Annotated in this window: 15 protein-coding genes; 7 read left to right on the top strand and 8 right to left on the bottom strand. The window is 61.6% G+C overall.

Features of this window, described 5'->3' with window-relative positions; genetic code table 11:
* Window positions 1–39: 39 nt before the first annotated feature.
* The 4 genes from RCCGE510_RS11410 to RCCGE510_RS11425 all read right to left on the bottom strand — a co-directional run bounded on the left by RCCGE510_RS11410 (window position 40) and on the right by RCCGE510_RS11425 (window position 4,257).
* A complete protein-coding gene (locus tag RCCGE510_RS11410) occupies window positions 40–795 on the bottom strand; it encodes an ABC transporter ATP-binding protein (RefSeq protein WP_007630038.1) in 756 nt (251 codons plus the stop codon).
* Between the two features lies 1 nt (window position 796).
* Window positions 797–1,636 carry an ABC transporter permease gene (locus tag RCCGE510_RS11415; protein ID WP_007630039.1) on the bottom strand — a complete coding sequence of 280 codons (840 nt, stop codon included), beginning with the start codon at window positions 1,634–1,636 and terminating at the stop codon, window positions 797–799.
* Window positions 1,637–1,657: 21 nt separating this feature from the next.
* Window positions 1,658–2,626, bottom strand: a complete 969-nt coding sequence (locus tag RCCGE510_RS11420; protein ID WP_007630040.1) for an aliphatic sulfonate ABC transporter substrate-binding protein — start codon at window positions 2,624–2,626, stop codon at window positions 1,658–1,660.
* A 230-nt stretch (window positions 2,627–2,856) separates the two neighbouring features.
* Window positions 2,857–4,257: a L,D-transpeptidase gene (locus RCCGE510_RS11425; protein ID WP_007630041.1), complete on the bottom strand. Its 1,401-nt coding sequence runs from the start codon at window positions 4,255–4,257 to the stop codon at window positions 2,857–2,859.
* Window positions 4,258–4,510: 253 nt separating this feature from the next.
* On the opposite strand from RCCGE510_RS11425, the gene RCCGE510_RS11430 reads away from it, so the two are divergent.
* The 3 genes from RCCGE510_RS11430 to RCCGE510_RS11440 all read left to right on the top strand — a co-directional run bounded on the left by RCCGE510_RS11430 (window position 4,511) and on the right by RCCGE510_RS11440 (window position 6,189).
* The gene (locus RCCGE510_RS11430) at window positions 4,511–5,350 is read left to right on the top strand and encodes a DUF4432 family protein (RefSeq protein WP_007630042.1); all 840 of its coding nucleotides are present in this window, start codon (window positions 4,511–4,513) and stop codon (window positions 5,348–5,350) included.
* 71 nt (window positions 5,351–5,421) lie between these two features.
* Window positions 5,422–5,760: a TIGR01244 family sulfur transferase gene (locus RCCGE510_RS11435; protein ID WP_007630044.1), complete on the top strand. Its 339-nt coding sequence runs from the start codon at window positions 5,422–5,424 to the stop codon at window positions 5,758–5,760.
* Window positions 5,761–5,844: 84 nt separating this feature from the next.
* A complete protein-coding gene (locus RCCGE510_RS11440) occupies window positions 5,845–6,189 on the top strand; it encodes a RidA family protein (RefSeq protein WP_007630045.1) in 345 nt (114 codons plus the stop codon).
* A gap of 39 nt (window positions 6,190–6,228) precedes the next feature.
* On the opposite strand, the gene RCCGE510_RS11445 is transcribed toward RCCGE510_RS11440, so the two are convergent.
* From RCCGE510_RS11445 to RCCGE510_RS11460, 4 genes are read right to left on the bottom strand one after another with little or no spacing between them, the layout of a single operon-like run.
* Window positions 6,229–7,887 (bottom strand): thiamine pyrophosphate-dependent enzyme, encoded by a 1,659-nt coding sequence (locus RCCGE510_RS11445; protein ID WP_007630046.1) that lies wholly within the window; start codon window positions 7,885–7,887, stop codon window positions 6,229–6,231.
* Between the two features lie 13 nt (window positions 7,888–7,900).
* Entirely contained in the window at window positions 7,901–9,094 is a 1,194-nt protein-coding gene (locus RCCGE510_RS11450) for a CaiB/BaiF CoA-transferase family protein (protein ID WP_007630047.1), read from the bottom strand.
* Between the two features lie 16 nt (window positions 9,095–9,110).
* Complete coding sequence (locus RCCGE510_RS11455; protein ID WP_007630050.1) at window positions 9,111–10,067, bottom strand: DMT family transporter; 957 nt, start codon at window positions 10,065–10,067, stop codon at window positions 9,111–9,113.
* Between the two features lie 17 nt (window positions 10,068–10,084).
* Window positions 10,085–11,014: an alpha/beta hydrolase gene (locus tag RCCGE510_RS11460; protein WP_007630052.1), complete on the bottom strand. Its 930-nt coding sequence runs from the start codon at window positions 11,012–11,014 to the stop codon at window positions 10,085–10,087.
* Between the two features lie 157 nt (window positions 11,015–11,171).
* On the opposite strand from RCCGE510_RS11460, the gene RCCGE510_RS11465 reads away from it, so the two are divergent.
* The 4 genes from RCCGE510_RS11465 to metF all read left to right on the top strand — a co-directional run bounded on the left by RCCGE510_RS11465 (window position 11,172) and on the right by metF (window position 15,747).
* The gene (locus RCCGE510_RS11465) at window positions 11,172–11,912 is read left to right on the top strand and encodes a ribonuclease (RefSeq protein ID WP_007630054.1); all 741 of its coding nucleotides are present in this window, start codon (window positions 11,172–11,174) and stop codon (window positions 11,910–11,912) included.
* Between the two features lie 97 nt (window positions 11,913–12,009).
* Complete coding sequence (ettA, locus tag RCCGE510_RS11470) at window positions 12,010–13,659, top strand: energy-dependent translational throttle protein EttA (protein ID WP_007630055.1); 1,650 nt, start codon at window positions 12,010–12,012, stop codon at window positions 13,657–13,659.
* Between the two features lie 161 nt (window positions 13,660–13,820).
* A complete protein-coding gene (locus RCCGE510_RS11475) occupies window positions 13,821–14,846 on the top strand; it encodes a metalloregulator ArsR/SmtB family transcription factor (RefSeq protein ID WP_007630056.1) in 1,026 nt (341 codons plus the stop codon).
* Window position 14,847: 1 nt separating this feature from the next.
* The gene (metF, locus tag RCCGE510_RS11480) at window positions 14,848–15,747 is read left to right on the top strand and encodes a methylenetetrahydrofolate reductase [NAD(P)H] (RefSeq protein WP_007630057.1); all 900 of its coding nucleotides are present in this window, start codon (window positions 14,848–14,850) and stop codon (window positions 15,745–15,747) included.
* The last annotated feature ends 188 nt before the right edge of the window (window positions 15,748–15,935 follow it).

Here is a 15,935-nt window from a genome sequence, read left to right on the forward strand (position 1 = left end):
CGAAAATGCGTCCGGTGCGCCGGCGACGCATTTCGTTTTTCAGGTGCCTGCCGTGCGACCATCACCATTGAGAGAATGAGCCAGAAGCTCGGAAAGACGTCTTTTGACCCCGGCCAATTCGTCCGACATGCGATTGCGTTGCCGGGGCAAGCCCACATCGACCACTTCGAGAATGCGGCCCGGCCAGGGGCACATCACGACGACGCGATCCGCCAGAAAGGCGGCCTCCTCGATATCGTGGGTGACCAGCAGCATCGTTGTGGCATTCAAACGCCATAAATCGATCAGATGATCCTGGAGTTCGGCGCGCGTCATCGCATCAAGCGAGGAGAACGGCTCATCCAGCAAAAGCACTGATGGTTTCGTCACGAGAGCGCGCGCCAACGCCACACGCTGAGCCTGCCCGCCGGACAGCTCTTTGATCCAGCGTTTCTCATAGCCGGGGAGGCCAAGCTTCTCCAGGGCGGCCGATACCTGCTTCTCGCGTTCGTCACTTGCCAGGTGACGCAGGCCGAAACCGATATTGTCGGCGACCGTCAGCCAGGGAAAGAGCCGAGGCTCCTGGAACACAAGGTTCACGAGCGCGTCCGGCTCGGTCAGCCGCCGTCCCTCCAGGCTGATTTCGCCCTGGGTGGGGGTTTCCAGGCCCGACAACAGCCTCAAAAGGGTGCTCTTGCCGCAGCCCGATCCGCCGATGACTGCGATCAGCTCACCCTTTTCGACGCTCAAGGAGAAGTCCTGCAGGGCATGCGTTCCGTTGGGGTAGATCTTGGACAGAGTGCGGATATCGAGCATGTCAGATCCCGCTCACATGGTTGTCACGCCAGCGCAGAAACGGCGCGGTCGCAATCAGAAGCAGGCTGTCGGTCGCCTTGCCGACAATGGCAAAGATCAAGATAGCGGCAAGGATCTGATCCGGTTTTCCGAGCTGCTGCCCATCGACCAGGAGATATCCCAGGCCCTCCGATGCACCCATGAATTCCGCCGCGACGACGAACATCCAGCCGAGACCCAGGCCTGCGCGCAGGGCAAGGATATAGTCGGGAAGGACTGCCGGCAGCAGGATCAGACGAATGAGGTCGAACCCGGAAAGCCGAAAGACACGTCCGACCTCGACGATGCGCCTGTCAACACCGACCACGGCGCCATAGACCCCGAGATAGACAGGGAAGAAGACGCCGACGGCAATCAAGGCGACTTTGGAGGCTTCGAAAATGCCGAACCACAGGATAAACAGCGGCACCCAGGCAATCGACGGAATGGCTCTCAGGGCCTGCAGCGTCGGATCGAACAGGCGTGCGAGCAGCTTGGAATACCCGGTCAGCGCCCCGAGCACCGTTCCCGCCAGAGACCCGACGGCAAAACCGATCGCCACTCTCCGCAGCGTCACACCGACATGCGTCGCCAGTTCTCCCGATGCGGCCAGCGTATAGACCGTATAGAGAATTTTCGAGGGCGGTGGCATCAGACGACCCCCGACCACTCCCGTACGGACGAGGATCTCCCAGGCGGCAAACAGCGCAACTGGAAGCACGATCCCAACGATCGGATGATCGAAAGGAGAAACCCGGCGCTGCCGGGTCTCTCTTCCTGTTTCTGTATTGCGCCATGACAGCGCGATGTCGACCAACGACATAAGAATGTGTTTCCTATCGCTTCACTGGCCGAGAGCGGCGGAGGCGTAGCTGGGATCGATCAGCCCGGATACGGCCTGTTTGACATCGACATCCGCCTTGATGACGTCAGCTTTTTGCAAAGCGAGACCGGCGGCTTCAATCGTTTCGCGCTGCGCATCGCCAATGACGGAATAGCTGAGGTTGGTGCGCTCCAGTTGGCGATCAATCACGCTATCGGGCAGCTTGGTGGCAGCAACGAGGGCGGCTTTCAGCTTGGCCGGTTCCTTCAGCGCTTCAGTGCGGGCCTTCTCGTAGGACGCAAGGACACGTTTGACGATATCGGGATGCGCAACGGCAAACTCCTCGCGCACGTTGAGAATGCCCCAGCTGTTGTTTTCCGGCTTGCGATAGAAGAGCACGTCGCCGTCTTCGATCTCGGCCGAGGCCATGATCGGATCGAGGCCCGCCCAAGCGTCGACGTCACCGCGGTTCAACGCAAGGCGGCCGTCCGCATGCTGGAGCAGGACGAGCGAAACATCCTTTTCAGTCAGGCCTGCATCGGCGAGAGCGCGGACCAAAAAAATGTGCGGATCGGTGCCGCGCGTCACGGCGATGGTCTTGCCCTTGAGATCCCCGACCTTGGCAATGCCGGTATCCTTGCGGGTTACCAATGCCGTCCATTCCGGACGCGAATAGACGTAGATGGATTTGATCGGATTGCCGTTGATGCGACCGATCAAGGCGGCTGCCCCGGCGGTCGAGCCGAAGTCGAGAGAGCCAGCGTTCAGGAATTCAAGGGCTTTGTTGGAGCCGGCGGACTGGACCCAGGTGATCTTGATCCCATCCTTCTCGAATTCCTTTTCCAGGATGCCTTCATTCTTGAGGATAAGGCTGACTGGGTTGTAGGTCGCCCAGTCCAGGCGAATTTCCGAGAGATCGGCAGCCCGCGCCGTGCTGATCGCGACCAAACCTGCCAATGCGCTTAAAGCAAAACGAACAAACAATTTCATATGACCTCCAAAATGTCAGGAGGTTAAATCTACAGATTTAATTGCTTTAGGCGCGTTCTCAGATTCCAAACTTTGAAACGGGGGAGCAAATTTGAACTGCCGCCGTCGTCCCTGCTAGATTGTTGTATCAAAAGGCGGACACACCCATCCTACCGCGTCTCGGTCGTTTGCTACCCGACATCGTATTGTCCGCCTTGCGGTAACTGCGTTTCGAGATTCGCGATATTCGATCAATCGACGAATTCGACCGTCACCCCCGGCTTGACCATCTTGGCAAGCTCGGTCGCATCCCAATTGGTTAGGCGGATGCAGCCGTGGCTCTGGGTGCGGCCGATCTTGGAAGGCTCGGGGGTGCCGTGGATGCCGTAGGTCGGCTTCGACAGCGCCATCCAGACGGTGCCGACGGGGCCGTTCGGGCCGGGTGGAATGTTGAGGATCTTGTCGTTGCCGGCCTGCTGGAAATTGATCTTCGGATTATAAGTATAGCCGGGATTGAACGCGACGCGCTCGACCGTAACGGTGCCTGACGGGGAAGGCGTGTCGGTGGAGCCGATCGATGCCGGGTAGGCGGCAATGAGATTGCCGGCGCCGTCATAGGCAAAGACCTGCTTTCGGCCCTTGTCGGCGATTATACGGGCAACCTCGCCGCTCTTCGGCTCGCCCGGATTGACAACCTTGATGATCGTGCCGGCAACGGTGAAATCGGCGCCGGGGTTCATTTCCTTGAGGAAGGCTTCATCCATGTGGAAGCGCTCGGCCAACATTTCGGTGGTCGAGGTAAAGGCGAGCGACGGCAGCAGCGCCTTCTGCGAATAGTCTTCCGGGATCTCTGCGACGTAGGGGCCGGCGGCATCCGCCGGGGTGATCGTGTAGCTGACGACCGGCAGGCCGCCATTCATGCGCAGCTCTTCCAGAATGGCGTCGGTATCGTTCGGGTCGAGTTTGGAGCCGGTCATCTGGTCATAGGCATAGACCGACTTGGTGACGTTCGAGCCCATATGGCCGTCAATGACGCCGGGGGAGATGCCTGCTCGGTCGAGGAAGACCTGCAGCGCGACGATCTCTGGCTTCGATTTATTCTTCAGCGTGATCACGGGCTCATCCGGCGCGGTCCTGGGCGCATCCGCGGGGGGGAGCTGCTGGTCGGGATCAATCGAGGCATAATCGTCGCCGGACTGCGGATTGCCGATGCTGTTGTCGTCGGGATAGGGCTGCCCGTCGAGCGGCTGGCGTTCGATCGCCGCATCGCGGGGAATACCGCCGGTGACCGCACCGCGCTCGGAATAACGCGTGTCGCCAGAGGCGTTGTCGTCGGCGTAATAGGGATCGTTGCCGTTCTGGTCAGCATAGACCTCGCGCGGACCGGGCCGTGGCGGATAGTAGCCGCGAGCGCGCATCTCGGTGGCGACGACGTTGCCGTAGTCATCGATCAGCACGCGATTGCCGCTGCGGTCGCGGGCATAGATATAGCCGCGCGGGACGTAGTCGAGAATTTCGCCGTTCGGCGTGACCAGCACGACATCGCTTTGCCGGCGGTCACGGAACTGCTGCGCGCCTGCGTCCGGCGCTGCAGCCGCGATGGCTGCCAGCACGGCTGCAAGCGAAAATGCCGACTTCAAAAAGCGATTCACGTCTCATACCTCGGAACAGTGACTGGCAGACACACACATGCGAATTTTGACGCTAGTGTGGAATTTATGAAACCGTGCTGAACAAAATATGAAAATCACTAAGATTTCCTTTTGCTCATAAACGTTTGCGTCCCTGTGTCGGTTCCGAATATCCCCAGTTGGCGCGAAATCAGTAAGATGGCGACAGGGCCGATTGACGAATGGCGGCACGAAACCTAACGCTACCGGCCGATAATTCCCTGAGGAGACCGTGATGATCGAATTTGCCGCCGCAAGCGGGCCGCGCCTGATGCTGGACGAAACATCGGTGCTGGATATCGGCGGATGCATCGTCGAAGGCGTCGACATCGCGCCGAAGCGCGCCATTCCCGACGACGGCGATCCGCGAATCGATCACTCGCTCGAAGGCTTCCTGTTTACCTGCGGCCCGGACCATATCCGCCATCGCCAGCCGATCGCCGGCCGGTCCGACGGCAAGGTCTATCCGCTGCACGGATCGGTCTCCGGCCATGCGGCCAAGGTGCTGTGGACGAAGTACGAGAATGGTAATGCCGAATGCCGCGCCGATATCGACATCACAACCGTCGAGGGACTGCCACAGCGCATCGAGCGGCTGTGGCGGATCGACGGGGCGACCGGCGAGGTGCAGCTTGAGGACCGGGTCGTCAATACGAGTGATCGCACGGTGCCGACCTTCCTGATGTATCACATGAATACCGGCGGCAAATGGCTGGACGAGAGCACGCGGCTCGAAGGCCGGATGTTGGAGAATGGCGGTTTGCCCTGGACATTCGGCGAGGCGGCGGGCGGCATCTTCTGCGTTCCGGCGCCGGCGACGGAGGAAGGCTTCGCGGAGATCCGGCTTGGACCCATTGCCGCGGTCGGCGGCAGGACGCTCCGCGTGCGCTTTCGCGCCGATACGCTGCCCCATCTGCAGGTGTGGCGGAACCAGAAGGCGCCGGCCGATATTATCGGCATTGAGCCGGTCTCCCATCGTTGGGTGTCCCGCGACGAGCTTCAGGCGGCCGGTGAGTTCAACATGCTGGCACCCGGCGAGAGCCGCAGCTATGCGCTGAGCTTTGCCTTCCTCTGAGCGAAGTGTTGTTGACGCTCGCGGGCCTCCCGTCGTAGACCTTCAGCCCACGATTTTGAGGAGACAAGACGATGGATATCCGCCAGATCGACGATGAATATTCGGTTTCGGGCCAGATCACGCTTGAAGAGCTCGACGAGATCAAGGCGATGGGGTTCAAATCTATCGTCTGCCACCGCCCCGACCATGAGAGCCCCGACCAGACAGCATTCTCGGTCATCGAGGCGCGCGCCAAAGAGCTTGGTCTCGATATCGCTCATGTGCCGGTTGGACCGATGGGCGTGACCGAGGAAGCCGTGCAAGGCATGGTCGACGCGCTCGATGAATTCCCGCGGCCGATGCTCGGCTACTGCCGCTCCGGGGCGCGCTCGACGGCGATCTACCAGAAGTCTCACCATATTCGCGGCTGAGCCCGTAACCGCGCCCGTTCCGGGTGCCCGCTTTTCCGGCGCTGTTCCGCAGCGCCGCCACCTTCCATCACTCAGGAGACTATAATGAGCATTAAACGTATCGACGTCGGCGCGCGCATGAGCGGCGCCGTCATTCACGGCAACACGGTCTATCTCGCAGGCCAGGTCGGCGAGGGCGAAAGCGTCACCGATCAGTGCAAGTCTTCGCTTGCCGAAGTCGACCGCCTGCTGGCTGCGGCCGGCAGCAGCAAGTCGAAGATCCTGCAGACGATTATCTACCTCTCCGACATTGCCTATTTCGCCGAGATGAACGCTGCCTGGGAAGCCTGGATCGATCCGGCCAATACACCGGCCCGCGCGACCAGCGAAGCAAAGCTCGCTGCGCCGAAATACAAGGTCGAGTTCATCGTCACAGCGGCGATCGACTGAGGTCACTGCAGGATTGTGCGCGAAAGCCGGTGGGGAAACCTACCGGCTTATTGTTTGCGCGATTTCCGAGAGTGTGCGCGTCGGCGTGATCGCCTCGGGATCGAGTTTGACCTCGATGATCGCCGGCTTGCCGCTGGTGCGCGCCCGTTCGAAGGCCGGCGCGAATTCCTCGGTCCGCTCCACCGTCTCGCCGTGGCCGCCATAGGCGCGGGCCAAAGCTGCGAAGTCGGGATTGGTCAGATCGGTGCTGGCGACGCGGCCGGGATATTCGCGTTCCTGATGCATGCGGATCGTGCCGTATATGCCGTTATTGACAACGACCGTGATGATCGCCAGGCCGTAACGGATGGCGGTGGCGAATTCCTGGCCGTGCATCAGGAAGCAGCCGTCTCCGGCGAAGCAGATGACCTCTCGCTCGGGGAAGAGCCGCTTGGCGGCGACGGCGGCCGGCAGGCCGTAACCCATCGAGCCGGAAGTGGGGGCGGCTTGGGTGTTGAAGCGGCGAAAACGATGGAAACGGTGCACCCAGGTGGCATAGTTGCCGGCGCCATTGGTGAAGATCGTTTCCGGCCCGGTATTGGCCTCCAGCCACTCCATGATCGGCCCCATATGAACTGGGCCGGGACCTGTCGCTGGCGGCTTCGACCAGGAAAGATAGGCTTGATGCATGCGTTGCGTGCGCTCGGCCCAGTGCGGCTCGGCCGGCGCTTCCAGATCGGCGAGCGTTGCGACGAAATCGGCGGGTGCCGCGCAGATGGCAAGATCCGGGCGATAGATACGGCCAAGTTCGGATGCGTCAGGATGGATGTGCACCAGCGATTGCTGGGGGTAGGGGATGTCGATCAGCGTATAGGACGAAGACGGCATCTCCGACATGCGGGCGCCGAGCAGGATCAGCAGGTCGCTCTCCTTGATCTCCTTCGCCAGCGCCGGGTTGATGCCGATGCCGACATCGCCGGCATAGCAGGGATGGAGATGATCAAACAGCATCTGCCGGCGGAAGGAGCAGCCGACCGGCAGTCGGAAACGCTCCGCAAAGCTTGCAAAGTCGGCGACGGCGTCGGCATCCCAGCGTGTGCCGCCAAGGATCACCATTGGCCGTTCCGCCTTCAGCAGCCTCACATAGAGATCGTCGATCTGGCTGCGGCCGGGATGCGCCTCGACGCTGACATAGTGCTTGGCGCGGGGTGCCTCGACCTCATCGCGCAGCATATCCTCCGGCAGCGTCAGCACGACAGGGCCAGGCCGGCCCGAGGTTGCGACCGCAAAGGCGCGGGTGACGAATTCGGGAATGCGGGCGGCATCGTCGATCTCGCCCACCCATTTGGCGAATTCGGTGAAGGCGCGGCGGAACTCGACCTCCTGGAAGGCTTCTCGCTCGCGGGCTTCTCGCTGCACCTGGCCGATGAAGAGGATCATCGGGATCGAATCCTGCTTGGCGATGTGCAGGCCGGCGGAGGCGTTGGTGGCGCCGGGGCCGCGGGTCACCATGCAGATGCCGGGTTCGCCGGTCAGTCTGCCCCAGCAATCCGCCATCATCGCCGCCCCGCCTTCCTGGCGGCAGACGACGACGTCGATATCGCTGTCGCGCAGTGCGTCGAGCACGGCGAGAAAACTCTCGCCCGGCACGCAGGAGAGACGCTTGACGCCGTTCGCCTTCAACGCCTCGACGATCAGTTGTCCGCCCGTCTTTTTCATGACAATGCCCTCTTCATGCCGATGCCTTCCTGTCGCGGTCGGCGAGTTCCGCCATAATTTCTTCGCTGTGTTCGCCGAGACGCGGGCTCGGTCTGAGGTAAGACAACGGCGTTTGCGACAGTACCACCGGCGTCCTGACCCCGGGGATCACGGTTCCGGCCGCATCCGCAAGGTCAATACGCAGGCCGCGGGCTTCAACCTGCGGGTCGGCAAACATCTCTTCGATCGTGTTGATCGGGCCGGCGGGAACCGCATTCTTCTCGCAGGCCTTGAGCAGATCCGCCCTCCGCCATTTCAGGGTCTCGGTCGAGATGAGGCTGCGCACCTCGCCGCGATTGGCGACCCGGGCCTTGTTGGTGGCGAAACGCTCGTCGCCGGCGATGGCGTCAAGGCCGAGGATGGTGCATAGGCGCCGGAACTGGCCGTCGTTGCCGACCGCCAGAATGAGATAGCTGTCCGCCGTCGGCACGACCTCATAGGGCGAGATATTCGGATGGGCATTGCCAAGGCGGGTGGGTGCGGCGCCGGAGACGAGGTAATTCATGTTCTGATTGGCGAGCACGGCCGATTGCACGTCGAGCAGGGCCATGTCGACGAGCTGGCCTTCGCCTGACTTCAGCGCGTGGATCAGGGCAGCCTCGATTGCCGAGACGGCATAGATGCCGGTGAAGATATCGGCGATGGCAACGCCTGCCTTCATCGGCTGGCCGTCCGGCTCGCCGGTGATCGACATGAAACCGGACATGCCCTGGACGATGTAATCGTAGCCGGCAAGGCTGGCATAGGGTCCGGTCTGGCCGAAGCCGGTGATCGAGCAATAGACGAGCTTTGGGTTCACCTGGCGCAGGCTATCGTAATCGAGCCCGTATTTGACGAGGCCGCCGAGCTTGAAATTCTCGATCACCACATCTGCGGTGGCGACAAGGCGGCGGACGAGATCCTGACCTTCGGGGCTCTTCAGATCAGCAGTAATCGAGCGCTTGCCGCGATTGGCGGCGTGGTAATAGGCGGCTGAGAGGTTTTCGCCATCGGCGCCTTCGACGAAGGGCGGCCCCCATTGTCGGGTCTCGTCACCGCCGTCGGGGTTTTCGACCTTGATGACGTCGGCGCCGAGATCGGCGAGCATCTGCCCCGCCCAGGGACCGGCGAGCACGCGGGCAAGCTCGATCACCCGGATGCCGGCAAGCGGCGGTTTTTTCGTCGTCATATTCCCTCGTCCGTTTCTACGGCGCCACTGTCGCCTCAGATGTATCGGATACAGGCTTTGAAGCAAAGCGGCGCTCGCGCCAGAGGATATAGAAGCCCGACGCCATGATGATCGTGATCCCGAGCCATTTGACCGCATTCGGGAAGTCGCCGAAAACCAGCCAGGCGAAGATGGTCGCCGAGACGATCTCGAAATATTGCAGCGGTGCCAGCGTCGAGGCCGGTGCGGCGCGATAGGCATAGACGCCGAGGATGCCAGCAATTGCGGCCGTGGCGCCGACGCCGGCGAGATAGAACCAGGCGCGGCCTTCCGGCATGACCGGGTCGAAGACGTCGGAGCCGGTTCCCCCTCCGAGATAGAGCAGGATGATGCAGAAGAGCAGGCCCCAGATGCCCATCTGGAACTGCATCGACCACGGGTCTTCGCGATGCGCGAGGACCCGGGTCATCAGCACGAAAATCGCGATGCAGAGCGCGCTGAGGACGGGCAGGAGCGCGATGTAGCCGACCTCCTCGAAACTAGGCTGGATGATCAGCATCGCGCCGAAGAAGCCGACGCCGCAGGCGGTGTAGCGCCGCCAGCCGATGGTCTCCTTCAGGAAGATGCCGCCGAGGATCGTCACGATGATCGGCTCGACGAAGAAGATCGCGATCGCGTCGGCGACCGCCATATATTTCAGCGTGGTGACGAAGGAGATCATCGACACGGTGATGATTGCGCCGCGAATGGCGTGGAACAGGCTCTGGCGCCAGGAGAAATCGGCAAAGCTGCGCCGCCATAAGACGATCGGCAGCATGCAGAGCGCCTGGACCGCGAACCGGCCGGCGGTGATCTCGGCGGATGGCACGGTCGTGATCGCAAGCTTGGCGAAGATATCGATGATCGGCGAGAACATCACCGAGGCGAACATCAGCACAAGCCCCGTCATCACGTCGGAGGTGGACGAAGTGGGGCGGGCGGTCGTGCTGCTCATGATGGAATCTCTCCGGCTCAGGATTTTGCGACGACCTCGTCGCACCAGTCCGCGAAGGCTGCGATAGCGCCATCCGCGCCGATCTCATTCAGCGTTTCGTGCCGCATGTCCTGATATATCTCAGTGCTGATACGAGAGAAGCCCCTGGCTTTCAAATGGTTTGACAGCCAGACGATCGCTTTTCCACGCTCCGTAGCCGGATCCTCTCCGCCGCCGACCAGATGGATCGGCATATCCCGCGGCAGCCGGGCGAGATGGATCTTCTGCGGGGCGCGAAAAGTCAGCTCGAAGAGGTCGAGCCAGAGAGAGACCGAGGCGTCGAAACCGCAGAGTGGATCGGCGATATATTTGTCGACTTCGTCGGGAAGGCGCGACAGCCAGTCGAATTCGGTGCGGCGGCCGGGAACGGATTTGCCCCAGGCGCCGAAGGTGAGCTTCGGCAACAAGCCGCTCGGCACGTCGGAGCCCTTCAGCATGCGCTCGGCAAAGAGGATCGCCTGGGCGGCGCGGCCGGCAAGGCCGACGGCAAAATTCGAATTCCAGACGGCGACGGCGTCGAAGTCGGCCGGCGCCGAGACCGATGCATTGAGGGCGATGAGGCCGCCCATCGAATGGCCGAAGAGGATCACCGGCAGGCCGGGATGGCGCAAGGCGGCGTGGGCGCGCATGGCGATGATATCGCCGATCACTCTGCCGACGCCGTCCCGCCGGGCGAAGCGGCCGATCGGTGCGTCGGGGGCGGTCGTCTCTCCGTGGCCGCGGTGGTCATGAGCGTAGACATGATAGCCGCGCGCCGCCATCGCCTCGGCAAAGCGGCGGTATCGTTTCGAATGTTCGGCCAGGCCATGCGATATCAACAGGATGCCCCGCGCCGGGCCGGCGGCCGCAGCATGGTGATAGGCGAGCGACGCCCCCGGCACGGTGAGCTTTTGCGTTTCAGAAAACATGTAGGTCCTCCCTGCGGTAACAAAGCAGATCGCTGGTGTATAATTCCTCAAATCGGAATCGATTTACGGAATTATGCAGCCTTGTTGCGATTAAGGGTTGCGGGCTTTTGATCTTCGTGCTTATTTGTTCCTGTATTGTTCTTTTTTGGGGGTTGAAATGAGCAGCATGCAGTTGCGTACCTTGTCGTTCGCTTTGTCGATGGTTGTTACCAGCGCCGCCGTGGCGCAGGAGGCTGGCGGGCGCACCCGTTTTATCCTTTCGGCAAGCTGGCAGCCGGCGTTTTGCCAAACGAACCAGAAGAAGGCCGAATGCGCCAGCCAGACCGGCGAGCGCCCCGATGCGACGAATTTTTCCTTGCACGGGCTCTGGCCGATGCGACAGAATTATTGCGACGTCAGCGCCGAGCAGAAGGCCGCCGACAAGGACGGCAGTTGGAACACGTTGCCGGCGGTCACGCTTTCGGCCGAGACGCAGGCGGCTCTCGCAAAGGCCATGCCCGGGACGCAATCCGGCCTGGAACGGCATGAATGGACAAAGCACGGCACCTGCACGAAAATGAGCGCCGAAGACTATTTTGGCGTCGGCGTGCATCTGTTGGACGGCCTCAACGCGTCGGCCGTGCGCGAGCTTTTTGCCGCCAATATCGGCAAGCCGGTCAAGGCTGAGGCGATCAAGGCAGCTTTCGACAAGAGCTTTGGGCCGGGCGCTGGCGAGCGCGTCAAGGTGAGCTGCCGGCGGGCCGGCAATGTCAAGATGATCAGCGGCTTGACCATCGGGCTTTCGGAGGCCGCCGGATCGGCGTCGGCGAAAAGTGCGGGCCTCACCGATTTGATCCAGGGTGCGGGGAAAACCTCCTTCGGCTGCGACGAAGGCGTCGTCGATGCTGCGGGGTTTTGACCGGAAATCCTGAGTGAACCGGGTTTAGCGTTGCCCGCAGGCGCTGTTTCGCCTACATAGCGGCACGATCGAAGTTTCCCGCCCGGAGCAGCGCAGCATGGCACGTCAGTTCATCTATCATATGTCCGGCCTCAACAAGGCCTATGGCAACAAGAAGATCCTGGAGAATATCCACCTCTCGTTCTACCCCGACGCAAAGATCGGTATCCTCGGACCGAACGGCGCCGGTAAATCCACCGTGCTGCGCATCATCGCCGGACAAGACAAGGAATATACCGGCGAAGCCTGGCTCGCCGAAGGAGCGACGGTCGGTTACCTCGAGCAGGAGCCGCACATCGATCCTAACAAGACGGTGTTCGAAAACGTCATGGAAGGCGTTGCCAAGAAGACGGCGGTGCTCGAGCGCTACAATGAACTGATGATGAACTATTCCGACGAGACGGCGGAAGAGGGATCGAAGCTTCAGGACATTATCGACAGCCAGAACCTCTGGGATCTGGAAAGCCAGGTCGAGATGGCGATGGAAGCGCTGCGCTGCCCGCCGCGCGACGCCGATGTCACCAGCCTTTCCGGTGGTGAGCGCCGCCGTATCGCGCTCTGCCGCCTGCTGCTTTCGCAGCCGGATCTGCTGCTGCTCGACGAACCGACCAACCACCTGGACGCCGAGACGATTGCCTGGCTCGAAAAGCATCTGCGCGACTATCCGGGCTCCGTGATGATGATCACCCACGATCGCTACTTCCTCGACAACGTCACGGGATGGATTCTCGAACTCGACCGCGGCCGTGGCATTCCTTACGAAGGCAATTACTCGGCTTACCTGCTCGCCAAGGCCAAGCGCATGCAGCAGGAAAACCGGGAAGAGGCGGGCCGCCAGAAGGCGATCAGCCGCGAGCAGGAATGGATCGCCTCCAGCCCGAAGGCGCGTCAGGCAAAATCCAAGGCACGTATCAAATCCTACGAACAACTGGTGGAGGCGGCCGAAAAGCAGCGTCCCGGTGACGCGCAGATCATCATCCCGGTCAGCGAGCGCCTCGGCCAGGTTGTCATCGAGATGGAAGGCATCACCAAGGGCTTCGAGGGCCGCACGCTGATCAACGACCTGTCGATCAAGCTGCCGCCGGGCGGTATCGTCGGCATCATCGGCCCGAACGGCGCCGGCAAGACGACGCTGTTCCGCATGATTACCGGCCAGGAAAAGCCGGATGCGGGATCGGTCCGCATCGGTGAGACGGTCCACCTCGGTTATGTCGACCAGAGCCGCGATGCTCTTGACGGCAGTAAGACGGTCTGGGAGGAAATCTCCGGTGGCGCTGAAATCATCAAGCTCGGCAAGTTCGATATGAACTCCAGAGCCTATTGCGGCGCCTTCAACTTCAAGGGCGGCGATCAGCAGCAGAAGGTCGGCAATCTCTCGGGTGGCCAGCGCAACCGCGTTCACCTTGCCAAGATGCTCAAGGCCGGCGGCAACGTTCTGCTGCTCGACGAACCGACCAACGACCTCGATACGGAAACCCTCGGTGCACTGGAAAGCGCGCTGGAGGCATTTGCCGGCTGCGCCATCATCATCAGCCATGATCGCATGTTCCTCGACCGTCTGGCGACGCATATCCTCGCCTTTGAAGGCGACGGCCATGTCGAATGGTTCGAAGGCAACTTCGAAGATTATGAACAGGACAAGGTTCGTCGCCTTGGCCCCGACGCGCTCAACCCGGGCAGTCAGGCCCATAAGCGCCTGACGCGCTGATCGCAGCCATTTTCTTCAGTTGAGAAGCCCCGGTTCAGCCGGGGCTTTTTCACGTCTGGCTGTCGCAATTTGAGCAGGCAATTTCGCTGGAGCGCGAATTGCCGCTTGTCACCGTCTTTCAAATCACATAAAGATATCTTTATATCTTGATTGGACGGATAATGAGCGAACCGCTGAAGCTTGGACTGGATGCGCTGGTGGACGTCTTGAAGGCGGCCGGCGAGCCCACGCGCCTGCGTCTTCTGGCGCTCCTCGACGGCGGCGACCTGACGGTGACCGATCTTACCGAGATTCTCGGCCAATCGCAGCCGCGCATCTCTCGCCATCTGAAGCTGCTCGGCGAGGCTGAACTGATCGAACGCTACCAAGAAGGCGCCTGGGCCTATTTCCGCCTCAAGCAGGACGGCAAGGCGGCAATGCTGGTGCGGGCGTTGTTGAAACATGTCTCCGAGAACGATCCGACGGTGCTTCGCGACGGCGAGCGACTTTCACAGGTCAAGCGCCAGCGCGCCGAACGGGCACAGGCCTATTTCAGCCGAAACGCGGCTGAGTGGGACGAGCTTCGCCGCCTGCATGCCGCCGACGAAGAGGTCGACGCCGCCGTCATCCGGCTGCTCGGCAATCAGCCAATCGACTCCCTGCTCGATCTCGGCACCGGCACCGGCCGTATCCTCGAGCTTCTTTCCGGGCTTTACCGTCGGGCGATCGGTGTCGATGCCAGCCGCGACATGCTGAGCGTGGCGCGCGCCAATCTCGACAAGTCCCGTATCACCAAGGCCACTGTGCGCCACGCCGACATTTTGAACCTGCCGTTCGAGGGCCAGGATTTCGATCTGGTGACGATCCATCAGGTGCTGCATTTCTTCGACCAGCCGGAGATTGCGATCGCTGAAGCGGCGCGCATGCTCCGGCCGGGCGGCCGGCTCGTGGTCATCGACCTCGGGCCGCACGCGCTCGAATACCTTCGCGACGAACATGCGCATGTCCGTCTCGGTTTTTCGCACCAGGCGATATCCGACTGGCTGCACAGGGCCGGGCTCGACGTCGAGCAGGTTGTCGATCTTCATCCGGGTCAGCCAAGCGGGCAGGGGTTGACGGTCACCGTCTGGCTCGCGCGCGACCCGAGGCGCCTGATGGCTTCGCAGACGAGCGAAGGCGCCGAACCTACATTTGCCGGGAGAGTATGACATGGCTTTGAACAACGCACGCGGCCGGAACATCGGGATCTCATTCGAATTCTTCCCGCCGAAATCGGAAGAGATGGAAGGCCAGCTCTGGCAGACGGTGAGCGAGTTGCAGGACTGGGATCCGGATTTCGTTTCGGTGACCTATGGCGCCGGCGGCACCACCAAGGCGCCGACGCTCACCGCCGTCACGCGGTTTCTGTCGCAGACGCCGCTCGCCACCGCCTCGCATCTCACCTGCGTCGGCGCGACGAAGGAAGAGACGCATCAGGTGATCGATACATTCCGAAAGGCCGGCGTGACGCATTTCGTGGCGCTGCGCGGTGATGCGCCCGGCGGCGCCGGTGCGCCCTACCAGCCGCATCCCGGCGGTTATGCCAATGCAGCCGAGCTGGTGGCCGGCCTCAGGGAGATCGGCGATTTCGAGATTTCTGTTTCCGCCTATCCGGAAAAGCACCCTGAAAGCCGCGATACCGCTGCCGATGTCGAGATGCTGAAGCGCAAGGCCGACAATGGCGCCGACCGGGCGTTGACGCAGTTCTTCTTCGACAACGACAATTTCGAGCGCTACCTCGAGCGGGTGCGCGCGGCCGGCATCTCGATCCCGATCGTGCCCGGCATCATGCCGATCCAGAACCTGACGCAGCTGAAGCGCTTCGCCGGCGCCTGCGGCACGATCATCCCGGCGTTTCTCGATGAGCGCTTCGCCGGCTTCGACGACAGGCCCGAGGAGCGCGCGAAGGTGGCAGCCGATGTCGCCGCCGAGCAGATCGAGGATCTCGTCCGGCGCGGCATCCGCGATTTCCATCTTTATACGATGAACCGTTCGCCTCTGGTTTCCGCCGTGCTTGACAATCTCGGCTTCTCCCGCCGGGCGGCAAAAAGTGCAGGCGCGGCCGCCTGATCGCTCGGTTGGTCAAAAGTGAAAAGCGCATGTCGGGCGGGACATGCGCTTTTTCATTGGCGGATTGATCAGGGGAGTTCAGGTACTACCAGTCATTACGCCTAGGTCGGCCAGCTCAAATGAAGAGCATGGACAAGACGAAAGCAAACGCTGCACTGACCAACAGAACATTCAAGGATTGCGTGAGT

The organism is Rhizobium sp. CCGE 510 (assembly GCF_000292525.1).
Lineage (GTDB): Bacteria > Pseudomonadota > Alphaproteobacteria > Rhizobiales > Rhizobiaceae > Rhizobium.

Bases quoted from the DNA above. Each gene is read 5' to 3' on its own strand.
- RCCGE510_RS11410 (WP_007630038.1), bottom strand. From the start codon at position 795: ATGCTCGATATCCGCACTCTGTCCAAGATCTACCCCAACGGAACGCAT.
- RCCGE510_RS11415 (WP_007630039.1), bottom strand. From the start codon at position 1,636: ATGTCGTTGGTCGACATCGCGCTGTCATGGCGCAATACAGAAACAGGA.
- RCCGE510_RS11420 (WP_007630040.1), bottom strand. From the start codon at position 2,626: ATGAAATTGTTTGTTCGTTTTGCTTTAAGCGCATTGGCAGGTTTGGTC.
- RCCGE510_RS11430 (WP_007630042.1), top strand. From the start codon at position 4,511: ATGATCGAATTTGCCGCCGCAAGCGGGCCGCGCCTGATGCTGGACGAA.
- RCCGE510_RS11435 (WP_007630044.1), top strand. From the start codon at position 5,422: ATGGATATCCGCCAGATCGACGATGAATATTCGGTTTCGGGCCAGATC.
- RCCGE510_RS11440 (WP_007630045.1), top strand. From the start codon at position 5,845: ATGAGCATTAAACGTATCGACGTCGGCGCGCGCATGAGCGGCGCCGTC.
- RCCGE510_RS11445 (WP_007630046.1), bottom strand. From the start codon at position 7,887: ATGAAAAAGACGGGCGGACAACTGATCGTCGAGGCGTTGAAGGCGAAC.
- RCCGE510_RS11450 (WP_007630047.1), bottom strand. From the start codon at position 9,094: ATGACGACGAAAAAACCGCCGCTTGCCGGCATCCGGGTGATCGAGCTT.
- RCCGE510_RS11455 (WP_007630050.1), bottom strand. From the start codon at position 10,067: ATGAGCAGCACGACCGCCCGCCCCACTTCGTCCACCTCCGACGTGATG.
- RCCGE510_RS11460 (WP_007630052.1), bottom strand. From the start codon at position 11,014: ATGTTTTCTGAAACGCAAAAGCTCACCGTGCCGGGGGCGTCGCTCGCC.
- RCCGE510_RS11465 (WP_007630054.1), top strand. From the start codon at position 11,172: ATGAGCAGCATGCAGTTGCGTACCTTGTCGTTCGCTTTGTCGATGGTT.
- ettA (WP_007630055.1), top strand. From the start codon at position 12,010: ATGGCACGTCAGTTCATCTATCATATGTCCGGCCTCAACAAGGCCTAT.
- RCCGE510_RS11475 (WP_007630056.1), top strand. From the start codon at position 13,821: ATGAGCGAACCGCTGAAGCTTGGACTGGATGCGCTGGTGGACGTCTTG.
- metF (WP_007630057.1), top strand. From the start codon at position 14,848: ATGGCTTTGAACAACGCACGCGGCCGGAACATCGGGATCTCATTCGAA.